The 26537-nt window shown below is 72.7% G+C and carries 26 protein-coding genes; 19 read left to right on the forward strand and 7 right to left on the reverse strand.

Translation table 11 applies throughout. The annotated features are described in order from the left end of the window. Nucleotides 1–29 precede the first annotated feature (29 nt). From IIE03_RS24925 to recQ, 3 genes are all read left to right on the forward strand, one after another. The gene (locus tag IIE03_RS24925; RefSeq protein ID WP_318843163.1) at nt 30–575 is read left to right on the forward strand and encodes a GNAT family N-acetyltransferase; all 546 of its coding nucleotides are present in this window, start codon (nt 30–32) and stop codon (nt 573–575) included. 101 nt (nt 576–676) lie between these two features. Beyond that, nucleotides 677–1087, forward strand: a complete 411-nt coding sequence (locus IIE03_RS24930) for a DoxX family protein (protein WP_192865494.1) — start codon at nt 677–679, stop codon at nt 1085–1087. A 117-nt stretch (nt 1088–1204) separates the two neighbouring features. After that, on the forward strand, nt 1205–3055 hold the full coding sequence (recQ, locus tag IIE03_RS24935; protein WP_192865495.1) for a DNA helicase RecQ: 1851 nt from the start codon (nt 1205–1207) through the stop codon (nt 3053–3055). 47 nt (nt 3056–3102) lie between these two features. Here the strand turns inward: recQ and IIE03_RS24940 are convergent, their stop codons facing one another. Beyond that, nucleotides 3103–3729, reverse strand: coding sequence for a class I SAM-dependent methyltransferase (locus IIE03_RS24940; protein WP_192865496.1), 627 nt, complete (start codon nt 3727–3729; stop codon nt 3103–3105). Nucleotides 3730–3908: 179 nt separating this feature from the next. Between IIE03_RS24940 and IIE03_RS24945 the strand changes: the two genes are divergently transcribed. Then, nucleotides 3909–4376 (forward strand): hotdog fold domain-containing protein, encoded by a 468-nt coding sequence (locus tag IIE03_RS24945; protein WP_318843164.1) that lies wholly within the window; start codon nt 3909–3911, stop codon nt 4374–4376. A gap of 63 nt (nt 4377–4439) precedes the next feature. Here the strand turns inward: IIE03_RS24945 and IIE03_RS24950 are convergent, their stop codons facing one another. Next, entirely contained in the window at nt 4440–5477 is a 1038-nt protein-coding gene (locus IIE03_RS24950; RefSeq protein ID WP_192865497.1) for a BadF/BadG/BcrA/BcrD ATPase family protein, read from the reverse strand. Between the two features lie 221 nt (nt 5478–5698). Between IIE03_RS24950 and IIE03_RS24955 the strand changes: the two genes are divergently transcribed. From IIE03_RS24955 to IIE03_RS24975, 5 genes are all read left to right on the forward strand, one after another. Further along, nucleotides 5699–7384 (forward strand): BCCT family transporter, encoded by a 1686-nt coding sequence (locus tag IIE03_RS24955; protein ID WP_192865498.1) that lies wholly within the window; start codon nt 5699–5701, stop codon nt 7382–7384. Between the two features lie 94 nt (nt 7385–7478). Next, complete coding sequence (locus IIE03_RS24960; protein ID WP_225998299.1) at nt 7479–7886, forward strand: YciI family protein; 408 nt, start codon at nt 7479–7481, stop codon at nt 7884–7886. Next, on the forward strand, nt 7883–9052 hold the full coding sequence (locus IIE03_RS24965) for an RNA polymerase sigma factor (protein WP_318843165.1): 1170 nt from the start codon (nt 7883–7885) through the stop codon (nt 9050–9052). Before IIE03_RS24960 ends, IIE03_RS24965 begins: the two co-directional genes overlap by 4 nt. Nucleotides 9053–9150: 98 nt before the next feature. Continuing rightward, entirely contained in the window at nt 9151–9333 is a 183-nt protein-coding gene (locus IIE03_RS24970; protein WP_192865501.1) for a hypothetical protein, read from the forward strand. Nucleotides 9334–9419: 86 nt separating this feature from the next. Beyond that, a complete protein-coding gene (locus tag IIE03_RS24975) occupies nt 9420–10205 on the forward strand; it encodes a YqjF family protein (RefSeq protein ID WP_318843166.1) in 786 nt (261 codons plus the stop codon). Here IIE03_RS24975 and IIE03_RS24980 read toward each other — a convergent pair. Beyond that, nucleotides 10192–13818 carry a phosphodiester glycosidase family protein gene (locus tag IIE03_RS24980; protein WP_225998300.1) on the reverse strand — a complete coding sequence of 1209 codons (3627 nt, stop codon included), beginning with the start codon at nt 13816–13818 and terminating at the stop codon, nt 10192–10194. The two genes, IIE03_RS24975 and IIE03_RS24980, sit on opposite strands and share 14 nt — an antisense overlap. A gap of 208 nt (nt 13819–14026) precedes the next feature. Between IIE03_RS24980 and IIE03_RS24985 the strand changes: the two genes are divergently transcribed. Further along, the gene (locus IIE03_RS24985; protein ID WP_192865502.1) at nt 14027–14653 is read left to right on the forward strand and encodes a hypothetical protein; all 627 of its coding nucleotides are present in this window, start codon (nt 14027–14029) and stop codon (nt 14651–14653) included. A 93-nt stretch (nt 14654–14746) separates the two neighbouring features. Here the strand turns inward: IIE03_RS24985 and IIE03_RS24990 are convergent, their stop codons facing one another. The 3 genes from IIE03_RS24990 to IIE03_RS25000 all read right to left on the reverse strand — a co-directional run bounded on the left by IIE03_RS24990 (nt 14747) and on the right by IIE03_RS25000 (nt 16993). After that, a complete protein-coding gene (locus IIE03_RS24990) occupies nt 14747–15541 on the reverse strand; it encodes a hypothetical protein (protein WP_192865503.1) in 795 nt (264 codons plus the stop codon). Nucleotides 15542–15617: 76 nt separating this feature from the next. Continuing rightward, a complete protein-coding gene (locus IIE03_RS26960; RefSeq protein ID WP_192865504.1) occupies nt 15618–16556 on the reverse strand; it encodes a GNAT family N-acetyltransferase in 939 nt (312 codons plus the stop codon). Between the two features lie 53 nt (nt 16557–16609). Further along, nucleotides 16610–16993: a MerR family transcriptional regulator gene (locus IIE03_RS25000; protein ID WP_192865505.1), complete on the reverse strand. Its 384-nt coding sequence runs from the start codon at nt 16991–16993 to the stop codon at nt 16610–16612. A gap of 102 nt (nt 16994–17095) precedes the next feature. Here IIE03_RS25000 and IIE03_RS25005 point away from each other — a divergent pair, with 102 nt between their 5' ends. The 3 genes from IIE03_RS25005 (at nt 17096) to IIE03_RS25015 (ending at nt 19795) form a co-directional block, all read left to right on the forward strand. Continuing rightward, nucleotides 17096–18334, forward strand: coding sequence for an MFS transporter (locus tag IIE03_RS25005; protein WP_192865506.1), 1239 nt, complete (start codon nt 17096–17098; stop codon nt 18332–18334). 303 nt (nt 18335–18637) lie between these two features. After that, nucleotides 18638–18955, forward strand: coding sequence for a hypothetical protein (locus tag IIE03_RS25010; RefSeq protein ID WP_192865507.1), 318 nt, complete (start codon nt 18638–18640; stop codon nt 18953–18955). Between the two features lie 99 nt (nt 18956–19054). Next, nucleotides 19055–19795, forward strand: coding sequence for a metallophosphoesterase family protein (locus tag IIE03_RS25015; protein WP_318843167.1), 741 nt, complete (start codon nt 19055–19057; stop codon nt 19793–19795). Here the strand turns inward: IIE03_RS25015 and IIE03_RS25020 are convergent. Continuing rightward, the gene (locus tag IIE03_RS25020; protein WP_192865509.1) at nt 19777–20460 is read right to left on the reverse strand and encodes a class I SAM-dependent methyltransferase; all 684 of its coding nucleotides are present in this window, start codon (nt 20458–20460) and stop codon (nt 19777–19779) included. The genes IIE03_RS25015 and IIE03_RS25020 overlap by 19 nt on opposite strands. A gap of 218 nt (nt 20461–20678) precedes the next feature. Here IIE03_RS25020 and IIE03_RS25025 point away from each other — a divergent pair. The 6 genes from IIE03_RS25025 (at nt 20679) to IIE03_RS25050 (ending at nt 26516) form a co-directional block, all read left to right on the forward strand. Continuing rightward, a protein-coding gene (locus IIE03_RS25025; protein ID WP_192865510.1) for an IS5 family transposase occupies nt 20679–21490 on the forward strand; the annotation gives its coding sequence in 2 pieces (ribosomal slippage) (nt 20679–21018 and nt 21018–21490; 813 coding nt in all). Nucleotides 21491–21958: 468 nt separating this feature from the next. Next, nucleotides 21959–22246, forward strand: coding sequence for a hypothetical protein (locus IIE03_RS25030; protein ID WP_192865511.1), 288 nt, complete (start codon nt 21959–21961; stop codon nt 22244–22246). Continuing rightward, complete coding sequence (locus tag IIE03_RS25035) at nt 22243–23052, forward strand: hypothetical protein (RefSeq protein WP_192865512.1); 810 nt, start codon at nt 22243–22245, stop codon at nt 23050–23052. The genes IIE03_RS25030 and IIE03_RS25035 overlap by 4 nt, the downstream gene beginning before the upstream one ends. 37 nt (nt 23053–23089) lie before the next feature. Continuing rightward, a complete protein-coding gene (locus tag IIE03_RS25040) occupies nt 23090–25030 on the forward strand; it encodes a fumarate reductase/succinate dehydrogenase flavoprotein subunit (RefSeq protein WP_192865513.1) in 1941 nt (646 codons plus the stop codon). Next, the gene (locus tag IIE03_RS25045) at nt 25027–25794 is read left to right on the forward strand and encodes a succinate dehydrogenase/fumarate reductase iron-sulfur subunit (protein ID WP_192865514.1); all 768 of its coding nucleotides are present in this window, start codon (nt 25027–25029) and stop codon (nt 25792–25794) included. The genes IIE03_RS25040 and IIE03_RS25045 overlap by 4 nt, the downstream gene beginning before the upstream one ends. Continuing rightward, entirely contained in the window at nt 25791–26516 is a 726-nt protein-coding gene (locus IIE03_RS25050; RefSeq protein WP_192865515.1) for a hypothetical protein, read from the forward strand. The genes IIE03_RS25045 and IIE03_RS25050 overlap by 4 nt, the downstream gene beginning before the upstream one ends. The last annotated feature ends 21 nt before the right edge of the window (nt 26517–26537 follow it).

Consider the following 26537-nt stretch of genomic DNA (forward strand, 5'->3'; position numbering starts at 1 on the left):
GGCGGAGCCCGCTCCGTTACCCTGTGCCCGTGACCGAGACGCCCTCCGCGAACACCCCCGTGCTCTCCGTCCGGACCGCCACGCTGGCCGACGTCGACCCCCTCGTCCGGCTCGTGACGTCCGCCTACCGCGGCGAGGCCAGCCGCGCGGGCTGGACCACCGAGGCGGACCTGCTCGACGGCGAGCGCGTCGACCCCGCCGTCCTGCGGGCCGACATCACGCGCCCGCACAGCAGGGTGCTGGTCGTGGACGACGGCGGCCCGCTGGCGTGCGCGCACGTGGCGGTCGAGGACGGCGCCGGGTACTTCGGGATGTTCGCGGTGCGGCCCGACCGGCAGGGCCGGGGCGTCGGGCGGGCGCTGCTCGCCGAGGCCGAGCGGGTGGTCCGCGACGAGTGGGGCCAGGCGCTCCTGCGGATGACCGTGATCGACGCCCGCGCCGACCTCGTCGCCTGGTACGTGCGCCGCGGGTACGTGCGCACCGGCCGGATCAAGCCCTTCCCGTACGGCGACGAGCGTTTCGGTGTCCCCAAGCGCGACGACCTCAGGTTCGAGGTCCTCGAGAAGCGGCTCTGACGCGTCCGGCGGTGAGTCGCGCCTCGACGCGAGGGGTAGTTGCGGCATAAAGTACGAACAAAGCGTGAACGAACTGTGTGTCCTCGACGAGGAGGCGGCTCATGGACGTCGTACTGCTGATCGCGCGGGTGCTCTTCGTGTTCCTCTTCCTGGGCAGTGGCTTCGCCCACCTGACCCAGACCGACGCCATGGCCGGCTTCGCCGCCTCCCGCGGCGTGCCGATGGCCGGGCTCGCGACCCGCGTCACCGGGGTGCAGCTGATCCTCGGCGGGCTGTCCGTCCTGCTCGGCGTGTGGGGAGACCTGGGCGCGCTGCTGCTGGCGGCCTTCCTCGTCCCGACGGCGTTCCTCATGCACGCGTTCTGGCGCGAGACCGACGCGATGGCGAAGCAGAACGAGATGACGCAGTTCAACAAGGACATGGCGCTGGCCGGGGCGGCGCTCGCGTTCTTCTGGGTGTTCGTCCAGGACCCGGGCCTGACGCTCACGGGGCCGCTGTTCTCGCTGGGGTGAGGTCGCGGGCGCGCCGTCACGATCGTCGCCGGGGCGAGAGGATCGCGTCGGGGCGGTCGTCCACAGATCGCGCGGCGGCCGTGACCCGTGTCGGCCTCCGTCCCTAGACTGGCGGCCGTGACTCTCGCCGACGCCGCTACCTCGCCCGACACCGCCGTCGATCCCGCCCTGGACACCCTGCGCCGGGTGTTCGGGTACGAGCGGTTCCGCTCCGGGCAGAGAGAGATCGTCGACACGGTGGTCGCGGGCGGGGACGCGCTCGTCCTGATGCCCACGGGCGGCGGGAAGTCGCTGTGCTACCAGATCCCGTCGCTGGTGCGCCCGGGGACCGGCGTGGTCGTCTCACCGCTGATCGCACTGATGCAGGACCAGGTGGACGCGCTCGACGCGCTCGGGGTGCGGGCCGGGTTCCTCAACTCCACGCAGGACGCCGGGTCGCGGCGCGCCGTCGAGCAGGCGTTCACGGACGGCGAGCTCGACCTGCTGTACCTCGCGCCGGAGCGGCTCCGCCTCGACTCGACCGTACGGCTCCTGGACCGGGGCGAGATCGCGCTGTTCGCGATCGACGAGGCGCACTGCGTCTCGCAGTGGGGCCACGACTTCCGCCCCGACTACCTCGAGCTCTCGCACCTGCACGAGCGCTGGCCCGACGTGCCGCGCATCGCCCTCACCGCCACGGCCACCCAGGCCACGCGCGAGGAGATCGCCACCCGCCTGGACCTCACCGGCGCCAGGCACTTCGTCGCGAGCTTCGACCGCCCCAACATCCAGTACCGCATCGTGCCGAAGGACGGCGCGAAGCAGCAGCTCCTCGAGTTCCTGCGCACCGAGCACGCGGGCGACGCCGGGATCGTCTACTGCCTGTCGCGCGCGTCCGTCGAGGAAACCGCCGAGTTCCTCACCGCCCAGGGCATCCGGGCCCTCCCGTACCACGCCGGCCTGCCCGCGGAGGTCCGGGCGCGGAACCAGGCGGCGTTCCTCCGCGAGGACGGTCTCGTGGTCGTCGCCACCATCGCGTTCGGCATGGGCATCGACAAGCCCGACGTCCGCTTCGTCGCCCACCTCGACCTGCCTAAGTCGGTCGAGGGCTACTACCAGGAGACCGGCCGCGCCGGCCGCGACGGACTGCCGTCGACGGCGTGGCTGGCGTACGGGCTGGCCGACGTCGTGCAGCAACGCAAGATGATCGCCGGCTCGGACGGCGACGCCGCGCACCGGCGGCGCCTCGGCACCCACCTCGACGCGATGCTCGCGCTGTGCGAGACCGTCGAGTGCCGCCGCGCCCAGCTCCTCAACTACTTCGGGCAGGCGGCCGGGCCCTGCGGCAACTGCGACACCTGTCTCGCACCGCCCGAGTCGTGGGACGGGACGATCGCCGCGCAGAAGTTCCTCTCGGCCGTGTACCGGCTGGACCGCGAGCGCAACCAGCGGTTCGGCGTCGGGCACGTGGTCGACATCCTGCGCGGGAAGGCGACGCCCAAGGTGAAGCAGTGGGGGCACGACGACCTCACCGTGTTCGGGGTCGGCGAGGACCTGAGCGAGGGGGAGTGGCGCACGGTGGTGCGGCAGCTCCTGGCGCAGGGATTGCTGACGGTGGAGGGCGACCACGGCACGCTGCTGCTCACGGACGCCAGCGCGGACGTGCTGGGCCGGCGCCGTGAGGTGCGGCTGCGGCGCGACCCGGAGCGGACGCGGGCCCGGGCGGCCGCGAAGGCGAGGAAGAAGGCGGCGCCGGACGTCGAACTGTCCGCGGAGGACACAGAGCTGTTCGAGCGTCTCCGCGCCTGGCGGGCGGGCGTCGCGAAGGAGCAGGGCGTCCCCGCGTACGTCGTGTTCCACGACGCGACCCTGCGGGCCGTCGCCACCGCCCGGCCGGCGAGCCTGGACGAGCTCGGCGGGATCAGCGGCGTCGGCGAGAGCAAGCTCGCCAAGTACGGAGAGGGCGTCCTGGAGACGGTCGGGGTGTGACGGGCCCGCGCGGGACGGCGGGCGGCTCGCGGCGCCGGAGCGTCGCCCTACGCCGGCTTGACCGCGTGGACGCGTTCGATCATCCCGAGTCCGTAGCGGTCCGACTCCACGATCTCGAAGCCGAGGCCCCGCACCCGGCCGAGCTGGCGGCGGGTGAAGTGCTCGCCCGCGCTCGGGACGGTGATCGCCTCCACGAGCCACTGGCCCAGGCGGACGGGCGGCCAGGTGCTGCCGATGTGGTCCAGGAGCAGCAGCCGCCCGCCGGGCCTCAGGACCCGCCTCGCCTCGGCCAGGGCCGCCTCCGGCCGGGGGATGGTGCACAGCGAGAGCACGCAGGTCACGGTGTCGAAGGACGCGTCCGCGAAGGATAGATGCTCCGCGTCGCCCTCGCGCAGGTCGGCGCTCCGAGCGAGTTCGGTGGCGCGTGCACGTGCCTGGTCCAGCATGGGCGGGCTGAGGTCGATGCCCGCCACGGCGGTCACGTCGTCGTGCAGGAACGGCAGGTCGCGTCCGGTGCCGACGGCGACCATGAGCACGCTCCCGCGGGTGCGGGCGCCGAGCCACTCGCGGCCGTCCCGCAGGAGGTTGCGCTCGAACCAGGCGATGCCGCGGTCGTAGTCGGGCGCGGTGCGGTCCCAGAGCCGGCGCTGCTTCGACGTCGCACGCGATTCCATGCGGGCAGGCTGGCACGGTCCCGCCGCCGTGTCCAGGCGTGGGGCCGCCGCTGCGGCGGCGGTGCGACGGCGGCGCGGCTGCCGGGGCCGGCGTGGAGGTGCGGGTCGCCCGGAGCGCGGGCCCGAGAACGCGGCACCCCTACTGATGCCACCCACAGTTCAGGGTAGAGTCACGCCCCGTGACACAGGTGTACGCGATGTGGCAGAAGCTGGCCGGCAAGCCCTTCGGCAAGCGGATCTTCGGGGTCGGCTTCGGGTTCAAGGCGCCGTACTTCCGCACGATCCGGCCGCGGTTCACCGAGGTGCGGCCGGGCTTCGGTGAGCTCGTGATCCCGAAGCGGCGCGCCGTGCTGAACCACATCGGCACCGTGCACGCGATCGCGGTGTGCAACGGACTCGAGGCCGCGATGGGCGTGCTGGCCGAGGCCACCGTGCCGGACTCGAAGCGGTGGCTGCCCAAGGGCATGGAGGTCGCGTACACGGCGAGGTCGACGTCGGACATCACGTGCACGGCCGAGTCGGACCCGGCGCGCTGGCTGGAGGACGACCCGGACGTTCCCGTCGCCGTCACCGCCCGTCGCGAGGACGGCGCCGTGGTCGCCGAGGGCACCATCCACCTGTGGGTCACGGACAAGCCGAAGCGCTGACCGGCCGGCCCGCCCGGGGTGAGAGGACGGCGTCGGGCCACCGAGGCGGACGCCTGCGCACACCTATTCCGCCGTCCGCACCGTCAGCAGCGGCCGGTAGGACGGGAACTCCGGGTCCTCGACGAGCCGCCGCGCGAGCAGCAGCGCCCCGTCGAGCGGTGTCCCGGCGGCGTCCACGAGTTCGACGCCGACCCGCTTGACCGGCATGAGCCCGTGCACCGCCGCCCGCAGGGGTGAGCCCAGCGCCATGAGGCTGCCGGTCGTCGCGGCGACCTGGCGTACTCCGGGCCGCCCGAGCACGGCCGCGAGGCAGTCGGTGAGGAGCTCGGCGGAGCCCGCCAGGATCCCCTGGCAGACGATGTCGCCGGCGGCCGCGGCCCGGACGACCACGGGCGCGAACTCCGCCAGCACCCGCACCCGGTCGGGGGCGTCGCGCAGCTTGGACTCCCAGGTCTCGGGCGGCCCGAGGATCTCGGTCGCCTCCTCGAGCAGCCGCCTGGAGCCGCGCGTGTCGTGGTAGCTGGCGCGGGCCGCCGCCCGCAGCCCCTCCTCGCCGATCCACGACCCGCCGCCGTTGTCGCCGATCAGCGGACCGAGTCCGTCGGCGATGTGGAGGCGGCCCAGGTCGTCGTCGCCGATCGCGACCGCGCCCGAGCCGACGTTGAGCGTCGCGCCGCTGCGCCCCTGCAGGGCGCCGAGGTGGGCGGTGATCGTGTCGCTCGCCACCGCGGTGCGGCGCGTGCCGAGCGCCCCCGTGATGGCGTCGTGCACGTCGAAGGGGCTGAGGGTGCGGGAGAGCGTCATCGACCGCAGGCCTCGCATGCCGACGGCGGCGGCAGCCGTCGTCGCCGGCCCCGCCTTCTCGGCGAACCGCCGGCACAGGTCGCCGACGACGTCGGGCGCGTCGGACCGGCGGGACACGACACGGACCGGATCGCCGGTGAGTTCGATGGGCTCGATCGAGCCGGCGTCCGGTCCCACCGGTGCGCCGCGCAACCGTGAACCGGTTCCTCCGATGTCGATGCCGACCTCCCAGGAAACCGTCACGCCGCCGTGTTCGCTCGTGCCGGACGCGCCTTCCAGAGCCTCCCCTGCGCGCATGTCCCGATCGTGGCACGGGGAACCGGACACCGCGACACGAAACGATGGAAAGACGACAGTTTCCCGGAGGGGTCTCCGCTGTGTCGCGGAGTTTCTCGCGTGTCGCCGCGCGACTCGCGGAGATCTGGTAAATGCGCGACAAACTTCCCGGACGCTGCCAGGCTGGTGCGCTGCCAGAGCGCCGGCGCTCGCGCGGCGCGATCAGCGACGAAAGGTCACTCATGATCGAGCGGAAACTCGACGCCCTCGCGACGCGGCTGGGGTTACGGACCAATCCGACCATCTTCTTCGCCTCGTCAGGGCTCATGGTGGTGTTCCTGCTCCTGCTGCTCGCCTTCCCGAACCAGATCAGCACGACCTTCGGGGCGTTACGCGACTGGATCGTCACCGACCTCGGATGGTTCTTCATCCTGGGCGTCACCGTATGGCTCGGGTTCCTCGGCTACGTGGCGCTCAGCCGCTTCGGACACCTGCGCCTCGGCGGGGACGACTCCCGTCCCGAGTACTCCAACCTGTCCTGGTTCGCGATGCTGTTCGCGGGCGGTATCGGCACCGTCCTGATGTTCTGGGGCGTGGCCGAACCGATGTCGCACTTCGCCACACCGCCCTTCGCCGGCGTCGAGCCCTACTCGGTCGAGGCGGCACGCGACGCGATGTCGATCTCCCTGTACCACCTGAGCCTGCACACCTGGGCGATCTTCACGCTGCCCGGCCTGGCCTTCGGGTTCTTCGTCTACCGGTACAAGCTGCCACTGCGCGTGAGCTCCGTGTTCTACCCGTTCCTCAAGGACCGGATCCACGGGCCCATCGGGAAGACGATCGACGTCTTCGCGGTCCTCGGCACGCTGTTCGGGCTCGCGGTCTCGCTGGGGCTCGGCACGTCGCAGGTGGGCGCCGGCATCAACGCGCTCCTGCCGGGCGTCCCGAACAACACCTGGCTGCAGGTCGGGATCATCACGGTGCTGACCATCACGGCGGTGACGTCGATCGTCGCCGGGCTCGACAAGGGCGTGAAGCGGCTGTCGAACGTCAACATCCTCCTGGCCGTGGGCCTGATGATCTTCGTGCTGATCTTCTTCGAGGACACCCTGTTCCTGCTGCGCCAGATCTTCGAGAGCTTCGGGCTCTACCTGCAGGACATCGTCGGCCTGGCGTTCTGGAACGACGCGATGGCCCAGTTCACCAAGGACGGCGGCTGGGGCTGGCAGGGCGGCTGGACCGTCTTCTACTGGGCGTGGACCGTCACCTGGGCGCCGTTCATGGGAGTCTTCCTCGCACGTATCTCCCGCGGCCGGACCCTGCGCCAGTTCGTCGGCGGCGTCCTGATCGCCCCGTCGCTGTTCACGCTCGTCTGGTTCGCGATCTTCGGCTGGTCGGCGATGCGGATCGACGGCATCGGGGGGAGCGGTGGCGCGCTGTCCGAGGCCGTGGCGGACGACGTCGCCCTGGCCATGTTCACCTTCTTCGAGAACTTCCCGGCCGCGACCCTGATCCAGGGCATCGCCGTGATCGTCGTCGCGTTGTTCTTCGCGACGTCCTCCGACTCCGCGTCGCTCGTGGTCGACATGCTCTGCGTCGGCGACTCCGACGCCGGACCCGTGCGCCAGCGCGTGTTCTGGGGCGTGAGCGAGGGCGCGCTCGCGGCGTCGCTCATCATTCTCGGCGGGGTCACCGGCCAGGACGGCCTCGGGGCGCTGCAGCAGGTGATCACCGTGATCGGGCTACCGATCTTCGTGCTGGTGTTCCTGATGATGTTCAGCCTGATCAAGGGGCTGCGCGACGAGCGCGAGGCCGCCTTCGAGGCGCAGTTCGCGGAGCTGCTGGCGCGCCGGCGACTGATGGACCGGGGCCGGGAGCGCGCGCAGGCCGACGCGGCGGCGTCGGGCGACGGCGAGCGCGCCGGGTGATCGAGTCCCGGCGTGGATGTCGAGAACTCGCCGCCGGCTCCGTCCCAGGGGTGCCGGCGGCGACACGCGTCGCCCGAGACGGGAGGATGGACCCATGAAGTACCTGTTGCTGAAGCACTACCGCGGCGGGCCCGAGGGCCAGGACTACGGCACGGCCCCGATGGAGGAGTGGACGCCGGAGGAGATCTCGGCGCACATCGCGTTCATGCGAAAGGTCGCCGACGACCTGCGCGAGCGCGGCGAATACGTCGACGGGCAGGCGCTCTCCCCGGAGGGTACCTTCGTCCGGTACGGCGGCGAGGGGCGCCCGCCCGTCACCGACGGTCCCTTCGCCGAGACGAAGGACCTCATCGCGGGCTGGATGGTGGTCGACGTCGACTCCGAGGAGCGGGCGCACGAGGCGGCCGCCTATCTCTCGTCGGCGCCCGGCAAGGGCGGCAAGCCCCTGTACGAGTGGATCGAGGTGCGCCCCTTCCTCACCGAACCGTCGGTGGTCGAGTGATCCGGGAGCTCGCCGGGCAGGTCCTGGGCGTCCTCGTCCGCCGCGGAGCCGACTTCGCGGCGGCCGAGGACGCCGTCCAGGACGCCCTCGTCGAGGCGGTCCGCCGCTGGGGGAGCGGGGTCGTGGACGACGACGGCGACCGCCCCGACGACCTGAAGGCCTGGCTGGTCACCGTCGCCTGGCGCAAGTTCCTGGACGCGCGGCGCGCGGCGTCGGCCCGGGCGCTGCGCGAGGTGAAGGTCAGCCTGGAGCCGCCGTCGGGCCCGGCCGAGCAGGCCGACGACACCCTCCTGATCCTCAGCCGCTGCTGCCACCCCGCCCTGACGCCGGCGTCGGCGATCGCGCTCACCCTGCGGGCGGTGGGCGGGCTGACGACGGCGCAGATCGCGCGCGCGTTCCTGGTGCCCGAGGCGACGATGGCGCAACGGATCTCGCGCGCGAAGCGGACCGTGTCCGGCGAGCGGTTCGAGGCGCCGGGCGACGTGACCGCCGTGCTCCGCGTGCTGTACCTGATGTTCAACGAGGGGTTCATGACCGGTCCCGGCGTCGACCTGGCCGCCGAGGCGATCCGGCTCGCCCGCCAGCTGGCCGCCGTCGTGCCCGACGATCCCGAGGCCGCCGGGCTGCTCGCGCTGATGCTGCTGCACCACGCGCGGCGGGCCGCACGGTTCGACGCGGGCGGGGAACTCGTGCCCCTCGACCGGCAGGACCGGTCGCTGTGGGACACCGCGATGATCGCGGAGGGCGTCGGGATCCTGCAGCGCGCCCTCTCCCGGGACCTCCTGGGGGAGTACCAGGCGCAGGCCGCGATCGCCGCCCTGCACGACGACGCCGCCACAGCCGCCGAGACGGACTGGCCGCAGATCCTGGAGTGGTACGACGAACTGCTGGTGCTCGCGCCCGGCAACCGGGTCGCGGAGCTGAACCGGGCGATCGCCGTCGGGCACGTCGACGGGGCGTACGCCGGGCTGCGGGCCCTCGAGGCGCTCGACGCCGGGCTGCCGCGGTACGACGCCGCGGCCGCCTACCTGCGCGAACTCGCGGGCGAGCGCGCGGAGGCGGCGCGTCGCTACGCCGCAGCGGCCGAGGCCGCGGTCAGCGGCGCGGAACGGACACACCTGCTCAAGCAGGCGGCACGGCTCAACGAGGACCTCGCGACGCCGTGACCGCCGGGCACGCCGGTGTCGATCCGGACCTGCGTCTGGCTCGCGTCGGGGGCAGGCTGGGAGGAGACCGCGGTCCATCGACAGAGAGGAACGGTCCGATGCGTACCACCGCACTGATCGCGCGTACGGCGCTCGTGCTCGCCCTGCCGCTCGTCCTCGCCGGCTGCCCCGACGCCGGCGGAGGCGGCGGTGGTGGCGGGTACCGGGTGTCCACCGAGGGTGTCGGCGAGGGGGCCGTCGTCGCGTCCGTCGCCGGGACCGGCGTCGGAGCGATGGCCTGACCAGGCGATCGCAGGGCTTCGGCGGGTGATGCCGCCGCGGCAGCCCGTCCGGCCAGGGCGGAGGGCCGTTCTGCTACGTTCGCGGGGTGACCGGCCTCGACACGCGTGACGGCACGCGCCCCCGCCCGTTCCTCACCGCCGCGTGGCGGCGGCTCGTGATGCTGAACTACGAGATCGACCCGGCCGTGCTGCACCCGCTCGTGCCGCGCGGCGTCGTGCTCGACACCTGGGGCGGCATGACGCTCGTGAGCATGGTCGGGTTCGAGTTCCTCGACACCCGGCTGCTCGGCGTGCCCGTGCCGTTCCATCGCGACTTCGACGAGATCAACCTGCGGTTCTACGTCCGGCGCGACACGGCCGACGGGCCGCGCCGCGGTGTCGTGTTCGTCAAGGAGATCGTGCCGCGCCCCGCGCTGGCCGCCGTCGCCCGGCTCGCCTACGGCGAGCGGTACGTCTCCCGCCCGATGCGGCACCGCATCGACCTGGCCGACGACGGCGTCACCCCGGCCGGTCTGGTCGGCTACGCCTGGTACGACGGCGGCTCCTGGCACCGCCTGCACGCCACGACCACCGGCGAGGCCCGCCTGCCCGCCGCCGGCTCCCAGGAGGAGTTCGTCACCGAGCACTACTGGGGCTACGCCGCTCAGCGCGACGGCGGCTGCGTCGAGTACCGGGTCGAGCACCCGCGCTGGAACGTGTGGCGGGCCACGGACGCCCGACTCGACTGCGACGTCGCCCAGGTCTACGGCCCGCACTTCACCGAGGCGCTGACGGCGGACCCGGTCTCGGCGTTCGTCGCGGACGGCTCCCCGGTCACGGTCCGGGCGGGTGCGCGGCTCCCGCACCCGCCCGGGGCCGTCAGCGGGTCCTGATCCGGAGTGCGCCCGTCGTCTCGTTGACCGTGACCTCCAGTTCGGCCACGCCGCGGCGGAGCGCCAGCACGGTGCCTGCGTCCGGGTCGACCGCGACGACGTCGCGGCGATCGCAGGTGCGTCCGGCCCGGGCGTGCCGATGACCGTGACGGTCCAGGTCCGCGACGCAGACCCGTTCCCCGCCCCACGACGCCGAGACGGGCCAGTCCACCGGCACCTCCCGGCCGCCGTCCTGCACGACGACGGCCGCCACGTCCGCGGTCCGGCCGCGCTCCAGGAACTCCGGGCCGGCGATCCGGACCTCGTCCGCGCGGGTGCTGACCTCCCAGTCCAGCCACTCGTCGCCGGCCCGCGTTCCGGCCCGCGGGTCGATGCCGAGCAGGGACCAGCCCGTGAAGCCGCCGTCGGCGGGTGTGCTCGCCGGCGACTTGCCCGAGTTGCCGTTGATCAGGTACGGGACGCCGTCCCGCGTGTCGGCGTGGAAGACGCCGGCGTGCGCGTTCACGCTCGCCACGGGCTTGCCGGAGCGGGCCTCGAAGTCCTCGAACCAGGTGCGCAGCGTGTCGGCCTCGAGACGGTCCGAGAGCTGGCTGGCCTTCGTGGGCAGCGGGTCGTCGAGCGGGTGGTGGGCGAAGACGAGCACGCCGGTCACCCGGGAGTCGGTGGCGGCGTCGTCCAGGGCGTCGCGCAGCATCCGCAGCTGCGCGAAGTCGCTGCCGAGCCGCCCGGTGGACGAGTCGAGGTGGATCATCCGGGTGACGCCGCCGTCGCCCCGGGGGCCGCCGTCGCCTCGCCGCGCAGCGTCGCCGCGGGCCGGGACGTCGACGACGCGCGTCGTGTCGCCGAACTCGGCGCGGAAGTTGTCCGCGGCGCCGCCCATGATCTCGTGGTTGCCCGGCAGGTAGTACCAGGGGAAGGGCTCGGTCCCGGGCGCGCCGAGCTCCTCGGTGAGGATCCGGCGGGCCAGGTCGAAGTCCTCGGGCGCGGCCTCGTCCACCAGGTCGCCGTTGATGACCAGCAGGTCCGGGTCGGCGGCCACGATCTCGCGCAGGGCCTGCCGGGCGCCGTCGACTGCGGGTGAGTCGGGGTCGCGGGCCACGAACTGCGCGTCCGACATGACGGCCACGCGCAGGGGCGCGTCGTCCGTGTCGCCGGCGTCGGCGACGACCGGGTCCTCGACCCGGGCCGCCGCGGGCACGTCCACGTCCGGCGGCACCTGCGCGCGCACGTCCGAGACCACGATCTCGCCCGTGTACTGCGCCGCGGCGCGCGTCTCGAGCACCCGCAAGCGCTGCATCGTCAGCGGGAACTCGACGCCGTCCGGCACCGCGAACTCGGCGAGCCGCCAACCCGTCCAGTCCACGAGCGGGCCGTCGAGGTTCGTCACGACCCCGTCGCCCTGCCGGACCTGCAGGCGCAGCCAGGCGCCGTTGCCGTCGCCGTGCACCCACATCGTCACGGCGCGCGGCTGCCCGGGGATCTCGGGGCCGCCGCCGGGCGCCACGGCGTACTGGCCGCGGGTCGCCGTCGACCCTGTGAAGTCGTACGCGATCCGCAGCCCGGCGGCGCCGTCGTGCCCCGCGGCGGGTTCGACGACGCCGCCCGGGGCGCGGGCGTGCGCCGACGTCCAGGAGGCCGCGTCGGCCAGGTCGGCGACCGTGACGTCCTCGAGGCCGACGGCGACCGCCACCCGCGAGGTCACCGTGCCGTGGCGGGTCGTGACGGCCAGGGTGAACGACGTCGCCCCCGAGCCGCGCAGCGCGGTCACGGTGAACGACCCGTCGCCGGCCGGCACCAGTTCGGCCACCGGCTCGCCGTCGTCGCCCCGTCCGCCGGTCACGGTGACGTCCCGCGCCTCGATCGGCGCGGCGAACCCGTCGGCGTCGTAGCCGGTGAGCACGAGGGGCGCGGTCGCGGCGTCGTCGGCGAGCGTGATCAGCGGCGTGCCGACGGCGGTCCGCACCAGCGGGCCGAGCACCTCCACCCGTGTGCTGCCCGCCGCCGCGCCCCGGCCCGACAGGTGGCGCGCCGTGACCCGGGCCGTCCCGGGACGTGATCCGGTCACCACGGCCGTGCCGTCGCGCCGGCCCGACACGCGCACCGCCCGGGAGTCGTCGCGCCACGAGGTGGGCGCCACGCCGACCGGGTACATCACCTCGTCGTAGCCCTTGGCGACCAGCGTCCGGTGCAGACCGGGGAAGACGCGGCCGGCGTCGTCGGCGGGGACCGTGGTGCGCACGTCGTAGGCGGTCACGCGGCCGCTGCCCGCGGGGACGAACAGGCCCAGGCCGTTGGCGTCGCGCCGCTCGTACCCGTCCGACGGGTCGTTCAGGATGCTCGTGCCCACGTCGCCGGGGATCCGCGCGACCATCTGGCTGGAGCCTCCGCCGTCGAGGTTGATCGCGTCCTCGGCGCCGAGCTGCGCGAACAGCTCGCCGAGCTCGTACAGGTCCATCCCGATGCTGCCGGCCTGCCGCCCGTCGACCACGACGAAGTACGCGGTCCGTCCGTCCGGGCCGAACCCGACGGCGGTGCGCGGATGCCGCAGCTCCACGTGGCTTCCCGTGGCGCTCGTGACCTCGCCGTCCTCCAGCAGCCAGTCCTCGGCGCCGCCGCCGACGGCCACCTCCACCTCACCGGCCGCGCCACCGGGCCCGTCGCCGGCGGCGTCCCGCAGGGCGTAGGCGACATCGACCCGGTCGCCCGGTGCGAGAGCCGCGAGGGCGCCGGCCGACCCGCCCGGCCGGGCGACGACCGCGCGCTCGCCGTCACCGAGCTGCCCCTCACCCGGCCGCCCGACGGCGGTCACCACGCCGGACGGGTCGAGCCGCACCTCGACGCCCGTCTCGCCGGCGCCGATCGCCCGGGCACGGGAGAACGAGCCCCAGGTCGCGTCGTACACGGCGACCCCGCCCGAGGGCAGCGCGGTGACGTTCACGCCCGCGAGCGGCATGCTCCCGCCACCGCCGCCCGCCGTCGTCCAGGTCAGGGAGCCGTCGAGGAAGAGCTCGGCGAGCCGCCCGGCACCGTCGGGCCCGAACGCGGCCGCGCGCTCCCGCCCGGGGTTCGCGGACTTCAGGAGCGTGCCGCCGTCGACGGCGGCGCCGAGGGCGGCACCCGAGTTGTTGATGTCGAAGTAGTCGCCGTTGACCGCCGCGACCGCATCCCGCGCGGCGGCCATCTCCGTGACCGTGGCGTTGCCCGCGACCACCGGCAGCCCCGGTGCGCGCTCCGGCCCGACGTAGCCCGCCTCGACGCCCTCGCCCAGCCGAGCGACCAGGATCTCGCCGCTCAACCAGCCGTCTGCCGAGAGCCGCGTGAACCGGGTGAGCTCCAGCCCGGGCGCGACCAGCACCTCGTCCCGCTGCGTGACGAGGGCGGCGCCGTCGTCGTCCAGCGGGAGATCGGCGACGCGGTCGGTGCGGTGGCTCGCGTCCGAGTGCCTAGCGGGTGCCGACGGCGCGACGGCGGGTGGGGCCCACGGCGGCGCGACGGGGGCCGGCGGGCCGGCCGCGTCGGTGCTCGCGGACGCAGGTGCGGCGGCGAGCGACGTCGGGATGAGAGCGGTGGCGAGTGCGAACGCGGCGGCCGCGGTGGCGCGGGGCAGGCGCATGGGTCCTCCAGGATCCGGGGGTGGCACCACCGTGGCGGGGCAACGTTGCGACAGGTCGAAGCACGGCTGAACATCTGGCCGCTGCCCCGGGTTGAGCGGATCCGGGGCAGCGCAGGGGACGCACCTGGAGTGTGGACCGGCCCGGCGGGCGCCGCGACCGCGAGCGCCCCGGGTTCGTCGATTCCGGACATTCTGGAACGATGTCGCCATGACGCTCTACGCCGCCGCGCCCGCACGCCGCGCCCGACAGCTCCTCGGCGACCTCCTCTTCCTCGCGTGGACGGGAGCGTGGACCTGGGCCGGGCTCCGCGCACACGACGCCGTGCTCGAGCTCGCGGCACCCGGCCGGGCCACGATGAACGCGGCCGGCGACATCGCCGGACAGCTCCGCGACGTCGAGGACCGCATCGCCGGCGTCCCCCTCGTGGGCGACGACCTCACCGGGCCGTTCGGCGGCATGGCGAGCCAGGCCGACGGTCTCGCCGCAGCGGGCGCGTCCCTGGTGGAGACCGTCGGGCAGCTGGCGCTCGCGGTCGGGCTGGCGGTGGCGCTCGTCCCGGTGCTGCTGGTCGCCGTCGTCCACGTGCCGCTGCGCGTGCGGTTCGTGCGGCGGGCGAGCGCGGCGCGCCGGGCCGTCCGGCAGCTCTCGGCCGGGGACGGTGCGCGGGCCGCCGCGCTGTCGGAGCTGTTCGCCCTCCGGGCCCTGGCGAACCAGCCGGTCCGCAAGCTGGCCGCGATCACCGGCGACCCGGTCGCGGCCTGGCGCGACGGCGACGAGGCCGCGATCCGCCGGCTGGCGGACCTGGAGCTACGGGACCTGGGCGTCCGCCGCTGACGTGCCGGGACCAGCGACCGACGTCGGCCCCTCGGCTCCGCTGATCGACACCCGAGATGCATGAGGTCGGCGGCGCGAGGACGGTCGGGAACCTCAACCCCGGCTCTCGGCCGACCTGACGGTCACTTCTCGCGCGGGGTGGACGGCGAGGTCCACGATCGTCCGGTCGCCGAGGGGCGCGTCCAGCTCGAGGGTGAACGGCGTCGGCGGGTTGGACGGGCAGTTCTGTCCGCCCGACTGCGGCCGTACGCCGATGACGATCTCGATCCGGTCCTCCAGCTCGGCCAGGTGGTCGACCTCGATCCGGCCGTCGGCCGGCTCGCCGCTCGCGCACGCGACCTCGGTCACGAGCAGGTCGATCGTCATGGCGGCAGGGTCCGGCGGGGCGCCCGGGTCGAGGGCGACGATCGCGTCGCCGAGCCCGCCCATGTCGTACCGCAGCGCGCAGTCGCCGGCACGCATCAGCTGCCAGCCCTCGCCGCCCCACTCGGTCTCGTCCATCCACTCGAACCCGATGACCTCGTGGGTCCGCACCTCGCCGTCGTCGTGCTCGCGGGGTGCGGGCAGCTCACGGACCAGGTAGACCTCGGTGCTCGTCTCCGTGAGGATGCGCCATTCCCGGGGGTCGACGTCGCGGGCGTCGGGGGTGTCGAGGGCGGCGGCGGCCTTGTCGCCGAGCTGGTCGGCGGTGGCGCCGTCGGACAGCACCGCGCCGGGGACGATCGTGCCCTGGCACAGGTACTCGGGCTCGTCGCCCCCGGCGGACGGGACTCCGGCGGCCTCGCTGGTCGCGGACACGCCGACGGAGCCCGCCTGGGCACAGCCGACGAGGAGCAGGGCCGCCGCGCCCAGCGCCGGCACGGTGCGCAGGAGAACGGTTCGTCGCATCGGGAACCTCCCGGTCGGGGCCACTCGAAAGGCGGCGTCGTCTGCCCGGGATGTGTCGCGGGCGGGCCCGTGCTTGCTACGCAAGGGTCAGGTCGATGCGGGACTCCGTGGGTTCCCAGCCCGCGGCGGCGAAGGCGCGGATCATGGGGACGTTCGCGTCGTCGGTGTCGGCGATGAGGGTCGTGGCGCCGGCGGCCACCAGGTCTGCCGTGGCCGTGGCGACGAGTCGCCGCGCCAGGCCCTGTCCGCGGAAGCCCTCCGCGACGCCGACCTGGCAGACGAAGCCGTTCCCGTTCGGCATGGCGCGGCGGATCACGAGCCCGGCGTCCTGGCCGTCCTGGACGGCGATCCCGAAGCACTCGATCGGATCGGCGCCCAGCAGGTCGTCGGTCTCGTCGGCGGCCGCCCGATCCAGGCCCTTGGCCGCGACATTGGCCTGGTCCCGCACGTCCAGCGAGCCGGGCATCATCCGCCGGACGAACGCCTCGACCCGGGCGCGGTCCCCGGCGGGCTCGAGGTCGAGGTGCGCGATCCCCGCACCCATGTCGTCCCGCGGCGTGACGTGGTAGTGCCGGCGCGTGACGAGCACACGCCAGCCGTGGCGTGCGAACGCCTCGACGAGCTCCCGCACCGCGGGAACCACGAGCGGGTCGGGCGCGACCGGCGCGCTGAACGACGCCTCGACCTCGCCGCCGTGCGAGCGGGCCCAGTCGGTGGCCGCGCCCAGCAGGGTGTCGACGACGGCCGGGTCGCCGGGCAGGGCGAACAGGTCGACCAGTCCTTCGTCGTCGGACAGGTGGCGTGCCGCGACGAGCCCGCGCGTCCCGGCGTCGTCCACGGCGTCGGGGCCCGGGACGGACCACACGAGATCGGGCCGGCGCACGCCGCGGTCGAACAGGCGGTTCAGCGAGAAGTCCCCGAACAACTCACGCTGCCCGGCGACGGGGAACGTGGGGGAGTGGGACTGGATGAGCGCGATCGCGTCGTCGCGCGTGGCAGGGGAGAAGAGGTGCACAGAGAGGATCCTCCGCCGCGTGACCGCCGGGCGGGAAGGGATTTCTCGCCGGTTCAGCGGGCGGCCGCCTCGCTCAGCAGCGCCGCGTGCTCCGTGCGGGTGAGGAACTCGCGGATGGTGTCGCGGCTGCGCGTGAGGCACGCGATGTTGTCCTCGATGCCGGAGAGCTGCGCGGCGAGCAACTCGGCGACCTGCCGGGGGCACGACGGCTCCCGCGCGGCCGCGGCGTCCTCCATGTCGAGCAGCACCTTGACGAGCTTGGTCGTCAGGCCCGCGCGCACGAGGCTCGCCACGCGGGTCACCCGCTCGACGTGCTCCTCGCCGTAGGTCCGGTACCCGTTGGACGCGCGGTCGGCGGTGAGCAGCCCCTGCTGCTCGTAGTACCGGATCAGCCGCGGCGCGACGTGCGTCCGCTCGGCCAGTTCACCGATCCTCATCGCGACCCCTTCGCGCGCTCCTGCCGGGACGGCGTGATCCGCGGGTCACCTGTCCGACAGGGCTTGACATTGACATCAGTGTCAAAGTTTACGGTCTCGGACATGAAGACTCCACCACGTGACCCGGCGCCACGTGACCCGGCGCTGCCCTGGTCCTCGCTCCTCGTCCTCGGCGGCACCACGCTGCTCATGGTCACCGCCGAGATGCTCCCCACCGCCGTGCTGGGCCCGATGAGCGCCGGCCTCGGCGTGGCCGAGTCGAGCACCGGCATGCTCGTCTCGCTCTGGGCGGCCGTCGTCGTCGTGGCGAGCTTCCCCCTCGTCCGGCTCGTGCGCGACCGCGACCGACGGGCGGTCGTCGCCGGCGGCACCGTCGTCCTCGCCGCCTCGTCCGCGCTCACCGCGCTCGCCCCGACCTACACCGTCGCCGTCGGCGCCCGGCTGCTCGGCGCGGCCGCCGTCGGACTGCTCTGGGCCACGGTGAACGCGCACGTCGCGGACCTCGTCCCGGACCGCCACCTGGCCCGCGCCGTCGCCGTCGTCCTCGGCGGGGCCACGCTCGGCATGGTGCTCGGCACGCCCCTCGCGCGCCTCGTCGCCGACGCCGCCGGCTGGCGGGCCGCCTTCTGGGGGCTCGCCGCCCTCACCGCGGCGGCCGCGATCGCCGTCCGGCTCGTCGTCGCCCCGGCCCGTCAGCACCGGCCGACGACGGCGGACCCCGGCGCGCCGGCCTCCCCGGCGGCCCGGCACGGCGTCGCGCCGCTGCTGGCCGTGACCGGACTCGTGGCGCTCGTCCTGGTGGGCCACTACGGCGCCTACACCTACATCACGCGCCTCACCGAGCAGGCGGCCGCGATCCTGCCCGGCGGGACCGGCTCGCTCTTGCTGGTCTTCGGCCTCGCCTCCGCCGTGGGCGTCGCTCTCGCCGGACGGTTCGGGGAGCGCACCGAACCCGCCCTCGTGGCGGCGACCGCGGCGACCGGCCTCACCCTGGCCGCGCTCGCGATCGACGCCGTCCCCGCCCTCGGGGTCGCCGTCGTGGCGGCCTGGGGCGTCGCGTCCGGAGCCCTGCCCCCGCTCGCGCAGACCCTCATCCTCCGTCTCGCCGGGCCCGAACGCCGTGCGTTCGCCGGGGCGCTGATCCCCGTCCTGTTCAACGGCGGGATCGCCGCCGGCGCCGCGCTGTTCTCCGCCCTGGTGGCGACCGCGGGCATCGCGGCGGTCCCGGTCCCCGCGGCCGCCGTCGTCGGGGCCGCGGCGGTCGGGCTGGGGCTCGCGGCCGGACGACGGCGGGCGGCCGAGCCGCGCAGGGCGGCTGAGGCCGCCGTGACGACCCTGTAGACTCGCCGCAGACTTCCGGCATTCGTGCCGGCGGGATCCGAAATGAGACAGCGGATCGCGAAGGGCTCCACCGGCTCCACACCGGCGGGGCCCTTCGTGTTTTCCGGGTCAGGCGCGGTTCTTCTCTCGGACGCTGCGCAGCGGGCGCGGGCTGTGGTTCGGCCCCGCGCTGATCAGGGCGGATCCGCGGAGCCTGCTCCTCGACGGAAGCTCGCGTTGGATGTCCGATTTCCTCGACTTTACCGATCTATTGCCATACATTCGTGAGAAGACGAGGAGCCGGACCGGCCGGAGGTGGGCCGGATGCGATGGACCCAGCGCAGCCTCTTGGTCGTGTCTTTCGGCGCCGTGGCGAACCTCGCACTCAGCTTCGTGCCGAACGTCGTGCCACCCGCAGTCTCGGTCGTCATCGTGTGGTGCACGACTGCCGCGCTCGCCGTCATCGCGGTGGCCTATGTCTACGACCAGTCGGTGAGCAATCGCGAGCGGGTCGAGAGGGAACGTCGGCGTCTCATGGCCGAGGTTCGCAAGCTTCCGGGAATCGCCTGGGTGAGTGCCGACCGGAAGGATCTGAGCGCGTCGCTCGAGATTGGGGTCGCTCTCAATGGCGGTTGGCTATGACGTGCTTGAGGCACGCCGATCGCCCGCGCTCGGTCACGGCGAGGAGCATGATGTCGTGAGGTGATGTCATGTAGGGCCAACTGTGACACGATCCAGGGCGTGCCTCTCGATCGAATCGCCGTGATGTCGGACGTCCACGGCAACCTGACGGCTCTCGAAGCGGTGATCCGCGACATTGACTCGCGGGGCATCGAGCGGATCATCAACCTCGGTGACTTCGTGGGCAAAGGGCCGCGGGGCGCGGACGTCGTCGACCGCTGCGACAAGGAGTGCGACATCAACATCCGGGGGAACTGGGACGACTTCCTCCACACGATCGGCGAGGACGACGCCCCGGAGATGTGCTGGTGGCGGGACGAGGTGCGGGCGGATCAGCTGGAGTGGCTCCGCACGCTGCCGCTCAGCCACGACCTGGTCATGAGCGGGCGGCGGATTCGCCTGTACCACGCATCGGCGACGAGCCCGCATCACCGGGTCCGCGCGAAACACACCCGGGACGAGTTCGAGGGGATGTTCGCGAACACCGAGATGACCGGACAGGGGCCGGTTCCGACGGTCGTCGGGTATGCCGACATCCATATGACCTACGTCGAAACCTGGCCGGATCGCACGCTCTTCAACGTCGGGAGTGTAGGGAATCCCCTGGACGAGCCCGTCCCGAGCTATGCGATCCTCGAGGGCGAGTTCGGGAACGAGGAGCCTGCGCCGTTCGGGATCCAGTTCGTCCGCGTCCCCTACGACGTCGAGGCGGAGATCGCCGTGGCCGCTGACCTTGGCATGCCGGCGCTGGAGGCGTACGCGAAGGAGCTACGCACCGCCGTCTACCGCGGGCTCCAGTAGCGAGAGATCCGGTCGGGAGGGGGCGAGCCGTCCGTGTGCCCGACGATGACGTCCAGCCAGGTCTTTCCCTCCACTTGGGGATCCACGAGGCATCGCTTGTCCAGGATCTCGAGACCGGCCGCTCTTACGAGCTCGATGAACGTCGCTTCCGCGTAGCGGCTGCGATAGCGGATGCGGGACCCGCGCGGCCCTTCCTTGAAGTCGAAGCCGCGCCAGTCCTTCTTCTCGACCGTGGTGGTCAGAAAGGCCGCCCCGCCGGGGGCGAGGTGTCTCCCGATCTGTCGGAGCACCTCCAGGTCGATTCCGGCGGGGAAGAGATGCACGAATGCCATGCCGAGGACGACGTCGAAGACCTTGCCCCTCAGCGGTGGTAGAGGTTCGCCGCCATTGTGGAACTCGCGCCCGATCATCTTCACCCGCTCCAGCGGGGCCGCGTCGGCGCGAAGACGATGCCGGGTAACGCAGCGCATCGCCGCCGAGTACTCGACGGCCGTGACCGTGAGACCCTGGCGCGCCAGCCACGAGGTGAAGACACCATCGGCACACCCGAGCTCGAGCGCGGTGGCCGCCCGACCGCCCCTCCCGTGAGCCGCTGCCAGCACGGGTTCGAGGAGCATGGGCGCGTCGATCGCGCGGGCCGCTGCGGTGGCGCGGTACGAGTCCACGAGATCCGAATATGCCGCGCGGTTGGTCTCGAGAATCGCGTTCAGTGCATGCGGAGCCGACCTGCTCGGCACAGGCGCAGACAGGCCGAGGGGAGAGGCTGGTGGGTCGAGAATCTCGGGCTAGCCGGGGACCTGCTCGGGCGGACTTAGACCTCGTTTCAGAATGGTCGGCGTGTCCGCTATGCCTGACCTGCTGGTTCGGGGCAGGCTGCGGGTTCGTGATCGAGGATTTGGTTCCTGACCTGCTGTGGGAGCAGGTGGCTCCGTTGTTGCCGGCGCCGAAGCAGCGTCCGTACCGGCATCACGGTCGGCGGCGGGCTGATGACCGGGCGGTGCTGGCCGGGATCGTGTTCGTGCTGCGGCACGGGGTCGGCTGGCGGCAGGTCCCGAAGGACTCGTTGGGTGTCTCTGGCGTGACCTGCTGGCGGCGGTTGCGGGAGTGGACCGAGGCCGGCGTGTGGCCGAAGCTGCACGAGGCGGTGCTGGCCCAGATGCGCCGGGAAGGCCTGCTGGACCTGGAGGAGATGAGCATCGACGGCTCCCACGTGCGGGCGCTCAAAGGGGGGACCGCGTCGGCCCCTCGCCGGTCGACCGGGGACGGCCTGGGTCCAAGCACCACCTGATCGTGGACGCCGGCGGCACACCGTTGCAGGTCTCGCTGACCGGCGGGAACCGGCACGACGTGACCCAGCTGCTGCCCCTGATCGACACCCTCCCGGCGATCCGAGGAGTAGTGGGCAGGCCTCGGCGCAAGCCGCGGGTCCTGTACGCCGATCGCGGCTACGACTACGACAGGTACCGCCGCCAGATCCGCCAGCGGGGCATCACTCCGAAGGTCGCCCGCCGCAGTGTCGCCCACGGCTCCGGACTCGGCAAGAAACGCTGGGTCGTGGAACGTGGTTTCTCCTGGCTCCACCAGTTCAAACGCCTCCGAACCCGCTACGAGATCCGCGCCGACCTCCACCTCGGCCTCATGCACCTGGCCTGCGCCATCATCTGCTGGCGCAAACTCCCAGGACGGTCATTCTGAAACGAGGTCTTAGAACCTCTTCTGATGAGGGGAGGTCCTTGAGCGAGGTAAGGCCCGGCTTGAGCCTCCTGGGTGGCGCGGCAAATGGCGAGTTCATCTGGCTTCACACTCCTCACATGATCCTCAACTGCTCGCTGAGAAATGAGGCTGAGCGTGACGATCCAAGCACGCTCTGCGGGGAAGAATCCAACGACCTGCGGAAGGTCCGAAACGGCGATGCGGTTGTCCGATCGTGTTGCACGGGGAGCATCGGCCTGCGCGGGCTGATGACACGCCGCGTACATCCCGGCGCACCCCACCGCTTCGCCGGGTGGTCTGCAACCCACACGACGGATGAACCTGACGGGAATCCCCGCGCATCCCCGCGCAGCCGGACCACGACTCCCCTTGCCATCCCGGGACGTTCACGGCAAAGTCGGGTGTGATGCACCTCACGACGACGTGAGGTGCCTCCTCGAGGAGGTGCGGATGACGACCACCGAATACCTGACGCTTCGTCGCTCGATCGAGCAGTTGCGCCGCAGCGTGGCCGAGGTGCGCGACACCTTCGGCGACGGGCCCCAGGTGCGCCGGCTGGTGAACGATCTGGAACGGCTGGAGATCGACGCGGGCGAACTCGCCGCGGCGCGCCCCGAGCATCCCGCCGGTACCGAGACCCGGGACACCATCTACGTCCCCGACACCCCGGAGGACTCCACCATGTGGAGCGACGTCGACGAAGAGGGTCTCGGCGGCTACCACGGCGACCGGTCGTGACGGCGGCGACGCGAGGGGTCGAGGCTCCCGGACGCGCCGAGGTCGGCGCGCGGACGCTGCGGACGGACCGCTGGTGGCTGCCACCGGCGGCCACCACGGTCGGCCTGCTGATCTTCGTCGTGTACGCGACGGTGCGGGCGTTCCAGCAGCAGTACTTCTTCGCGGACGAGCGCTATCTGACGCCGTTCTACTCCCCGTGCGTGTCGCTCGGGTGCGCGTCGGAGCCGGGCTCGGCGCACTTCGGGATGTTCCTTCCGGACCATCCGCTGCTCCCGTACGCGGCGATCAGCCTGCCGTTCCTTCTGGCGTTCCGGCTGACCTGCTATTACTACCGCAAGGCGTACTACCGGTCGTTCTGGCTGGCGCCCGCGGCGTGCGCGGTGCCGGAGCCGCACGCGACCTACACGGGCGAGACCCGGTTCCCGCTGATCCTGCAGAACGTCCACCGGTACGTCTTCTACATCGCGGTGATCGTCTCGGTCATCAACACCTACGACGCGATCGTCGCGTTCCGGCACCCCACCGACGGGTTCGTCGTCGGCATCGGCAATCTCGTGCTGCTGGTGAACGTCGTGCTGCTGTGGTGCTACACGCTGTCGTGCCACTCGTGCCGGCACGTGATGGGCGGACGGCTCGCGCACTTCTCGAAGCACCCGGTGCGGTACCGGATCTGGACCTGGATCTCCGCGCTCAACACCCGCCACGCGACGTTCGCCTGGATCACGCTGGGCACGCTCGTGGCGACCGACCTGTACGTGCTGCTCGTGGCGAGCGGAACCATCACCGACCTGCGGCTCGTCGGATAGTGCCGGCGCACCTGGCCCGCGGAGAAGGAGCCCATCTGTGATCGAGACCGAGCGACACGAGTACGACGTCCTCGTCATCGGGGCCGGCGGCGCGGGGCTCCGCGCCGCGATCGCGGCACGCGAGCGAGGACTGCGCACGGCGATCGTCTGCAAGTCGCTCTTCGGCAAGGCGCACACCGTCATGGCCGAGGGCGGGTGCGCCGCCGCCATGGGCAACGTGAACGAGAACGACTCCTGGCAGGTGCACTTCCGCGACACCATGCGCGGCGGCAAGTTCCTCAACAGCTGGCGGATGGCGGAACTGCACGCCAAGGAGGCGCCCGACCGCGTCTGGGAGCTGGAGACGTGGGGTGCCCTGTTCGACCGCACGCCGGACGGCCGGATCAGCCAGCGCCACTTCGGCGGCCACACCTACCCGCGGCTCGCCCACGTCGGCGACCGCACCGGGCTCGAGATCATCCGCACCATGCAGCAGCGGATCGTCGCGCTCCAGCAGGCCGACCACGCCCAGACCGGCGAGTACGAGTCGCGGCTGCGCGTGTTCGGCGAGTGCACGGTCACGGAACTGCTCACCGACGACGACGGCGCCGTGGCCGGGGCCTTCGGGTACTGGCGCGAGTCGGGCCGGTTCATCGAGTTCTCGGCGCCGGCGGTGGTGCTGGCCACGGGCGGGATCGGCAAGTCGTTCCAGGTGACGTCCAACTCGTGGGAGTACACCGGCGACGGCCACGCGCTCGCCCTGCGCGCCGGGGCGAACCTCATCGACATGGAGTTCGTCCAGTTCCACCCGACGGGCATGGTCTGGCCGCCGAGCGTCAAGGGGATCCTCGTCACCGAGGGCGTCCGCGGCGACGGCGGCGTCCTGAAGAACTCCGCCGGCGAACGGTTCATGTTCGGCTACATCCCGGACGTCTTCAAGGGCCAGTACGCCCAGACCGAGGACGAGGCGGACCGCTGGTACACCGACCAGGAGAACAACCGCCGCACCCCCGACCTGCTGCCCCGCGACGAGGTGGCCCGGGCGATCAACACCGAGGTGAAGGAAGGACGCGGGTCCCCGCACGGCGGCGTCTACCTCGACATCGCGAGCCGCATGAAGCCCGAGGAGATCAAGCGCCGCCTCCCGTCGATGTACCACCAGTTCAAGGAACTGGCCGACGTCGACATCACGGCCGAGCCCATGGAGGTCGGCCCGACGTGCCACTACGTGATGGGCGGGATCGACGTCGACCCCGACACCGGCCAGTCGCGCGTGCCCGGACTGTTCGCCACCGGGGAGTGCGCCGGCGGCATGCACGGCTCGAACCGGCTCGGCGGCAACTCGCTATCGGACCTGCTGGTGTTCGGCCGCCGCGCGGGACTCGGCGCCGCCGACTACGTGGCCGCCCTCGGCCGCCGCCCGGTCGCCCGGACCGGAGCCGTCGACGCCGCCGCCGGGATGACGCTCGCCCCGTTCGAGCCACCCGCCCACGGCTCCGGCGAGAACCCGTACACCCTGCACGCCGAGCTGCAACGGAGGATGAACGACCTGGTCGGGATCATCCGCACCGAGGCCGAGATGACTGAGGCTCTCGAGCACCTCGCCGAACTGCGCCGACGCGTCCGCGACGTCGTCGTCGAGGGCCACCGGCAGTACAACCCCGGCTGGCACCTGGCGCTGGACCTGCGGAGCATGCTCATGGTCGGCGAGGCCGTGGCGTCGTCGGCCCTCGCGCGCACCGAGAGCCGCGGCGGCCACACCCGCTCCGACCACCCGGGCCTCGACCCGGAGTGGCGGCACCGCGCGCTGCTCACCGCGTGCGTGCGCGACGGCCAAGAGGACGCCGTCGTGCCACGGATCGCCGTCGAACGGACCGAACGCGCGCCGATGCGCGAGGATCTGCTCGCCCTGTTCGACCTCACCGAACTCGAGAAGTACTACACGCCGGCCGAGCTCATCGCGCATCCCGGCGCCGGACCTCAGGGAGGAACCGCATGACGTACACCGCCCGGCTCCGGGTGTGGCGCGGCGACGCCGCCGGCGGCGCACTGACCGACTACGAGGTGGACGCCAACGAGGGCGAGGTCGTGCTCGACATCCTCCACCGGCTGCAGGCCACCCAGACCCCGGACCTCGCCGTGCGGTGGAACTGCAAGGCGGGCAAGTGCGGCTCGTGCTCCGCCGAGATCAACGGCCGCCCGCGGCTGCTCTGCATGACGCGCATGTCCGTGTTCGAGCCCGGCGAGGTGCTGACCGTCACCCCCATGCGCACCTTCCCGGTGATCCGCGACCTGGTGACCGACGTGTCCTTCAACTACGCCAAGGCGCGCGAGATCCCGTCCTTCACCCCGCCGCCCGACCTCGGGCCGGGGGAGTACCGGATGAAGCAGGCCGACGTCGGGCGCTCGCAGGAGTTCCGCAAGTGCATCGAGTGCTTCCTGTGCCAGGACACGTGCCACGTGGTGCGCGACCACGAGGAGAACAAGCCGGCGTTCGCCGGCCCGCGCTACCTGATGCGCGTGGCCGAACTGGAGATGCACCCGCTCGACGTCGCGGACCGGGTCGCCGAGGTGCAGGACGAGCACGGGCTGGGCCTGTGCAACATCACGAAGTGCTGCACCGACGTGTGCCCCGAAGGGATCAAGATCACGGACAACGCGCTGATCCCGATGAAGGAGCGCGTCGCGGACGACCGCTACGACCCGCTCGTCTGGCTGGGGCGGACCATCCTGCGCCGCGGCAGCAGGCAGGCGCGGGAGTGACCGTCCACACCTTCCACCTGGCCGAGCTCCCGCCGGCACGGACCGCCGACGCGCTGCTGCGGCCGCCGTCGGGCACGACGACGCCGGGCCTGGAGCACGTGGAGTGCCTGGCGCTCATGCGCCTCGGGGCGCCCACGATCTCGCCGGACCGCCTGCAGCTGCGCCGCATCGCGATGTTCGCGCAGTGGCGCGACGAGGACGCCGTCGAACGGTTCCTCGCCCGGGATCCGCTGGGCCGTCGTCTGGACGAGGGCTGGCACGTGCGGCTGGAGTTCCTGCGCCGCTGGTCGCGGCTGGCCGCGTGGGCGGACCTGCCGGCGCGCGCCGGGGCCTGGGATCCGGACGAGCCGGTCGTGGCCGTCACCGTCGCGCGCATGCGCCTCGGCGAGGTGCCCCGGTTCCTGCGCTGGGGCAAGCCCGTGGAGCGGCTCGTCCGGGATCATCCCGGAACGACGCTCGCCCTGGCCGCCTTCCGTCCTGCGCGGACGATCTCGACGTTCTCGGTCTGGCGCTCGGTGCGTGAGATGGAGGAGATGGTGCACGGCCGGTCCGCCGTCGCGGCACCGGAGCGGCATGCCGCCGCGATGGCGGAGCGGCGCCGCCGTGACTTCCACCACGAGTTCGCGACCTTCCGGTTCCGGCCCCTGTCGGAGCACGGCGCGTGGGAGGGCCGGACGGGGATCGTGCCGGGAAGGCGTGAGGCACGCCGCATTGACGGCTGATACCCCCAGGGGTATACGGTG

It is taken from the genome of Myceligenerans pegani (genome assembly GCF_014892515.1).
Lineage (GTDB): Bacteria > Actinomycetota > Actinomycetes > Actinomycetales > Cellulomonadaceae > Myceligenerans > Myceligenerans pegani.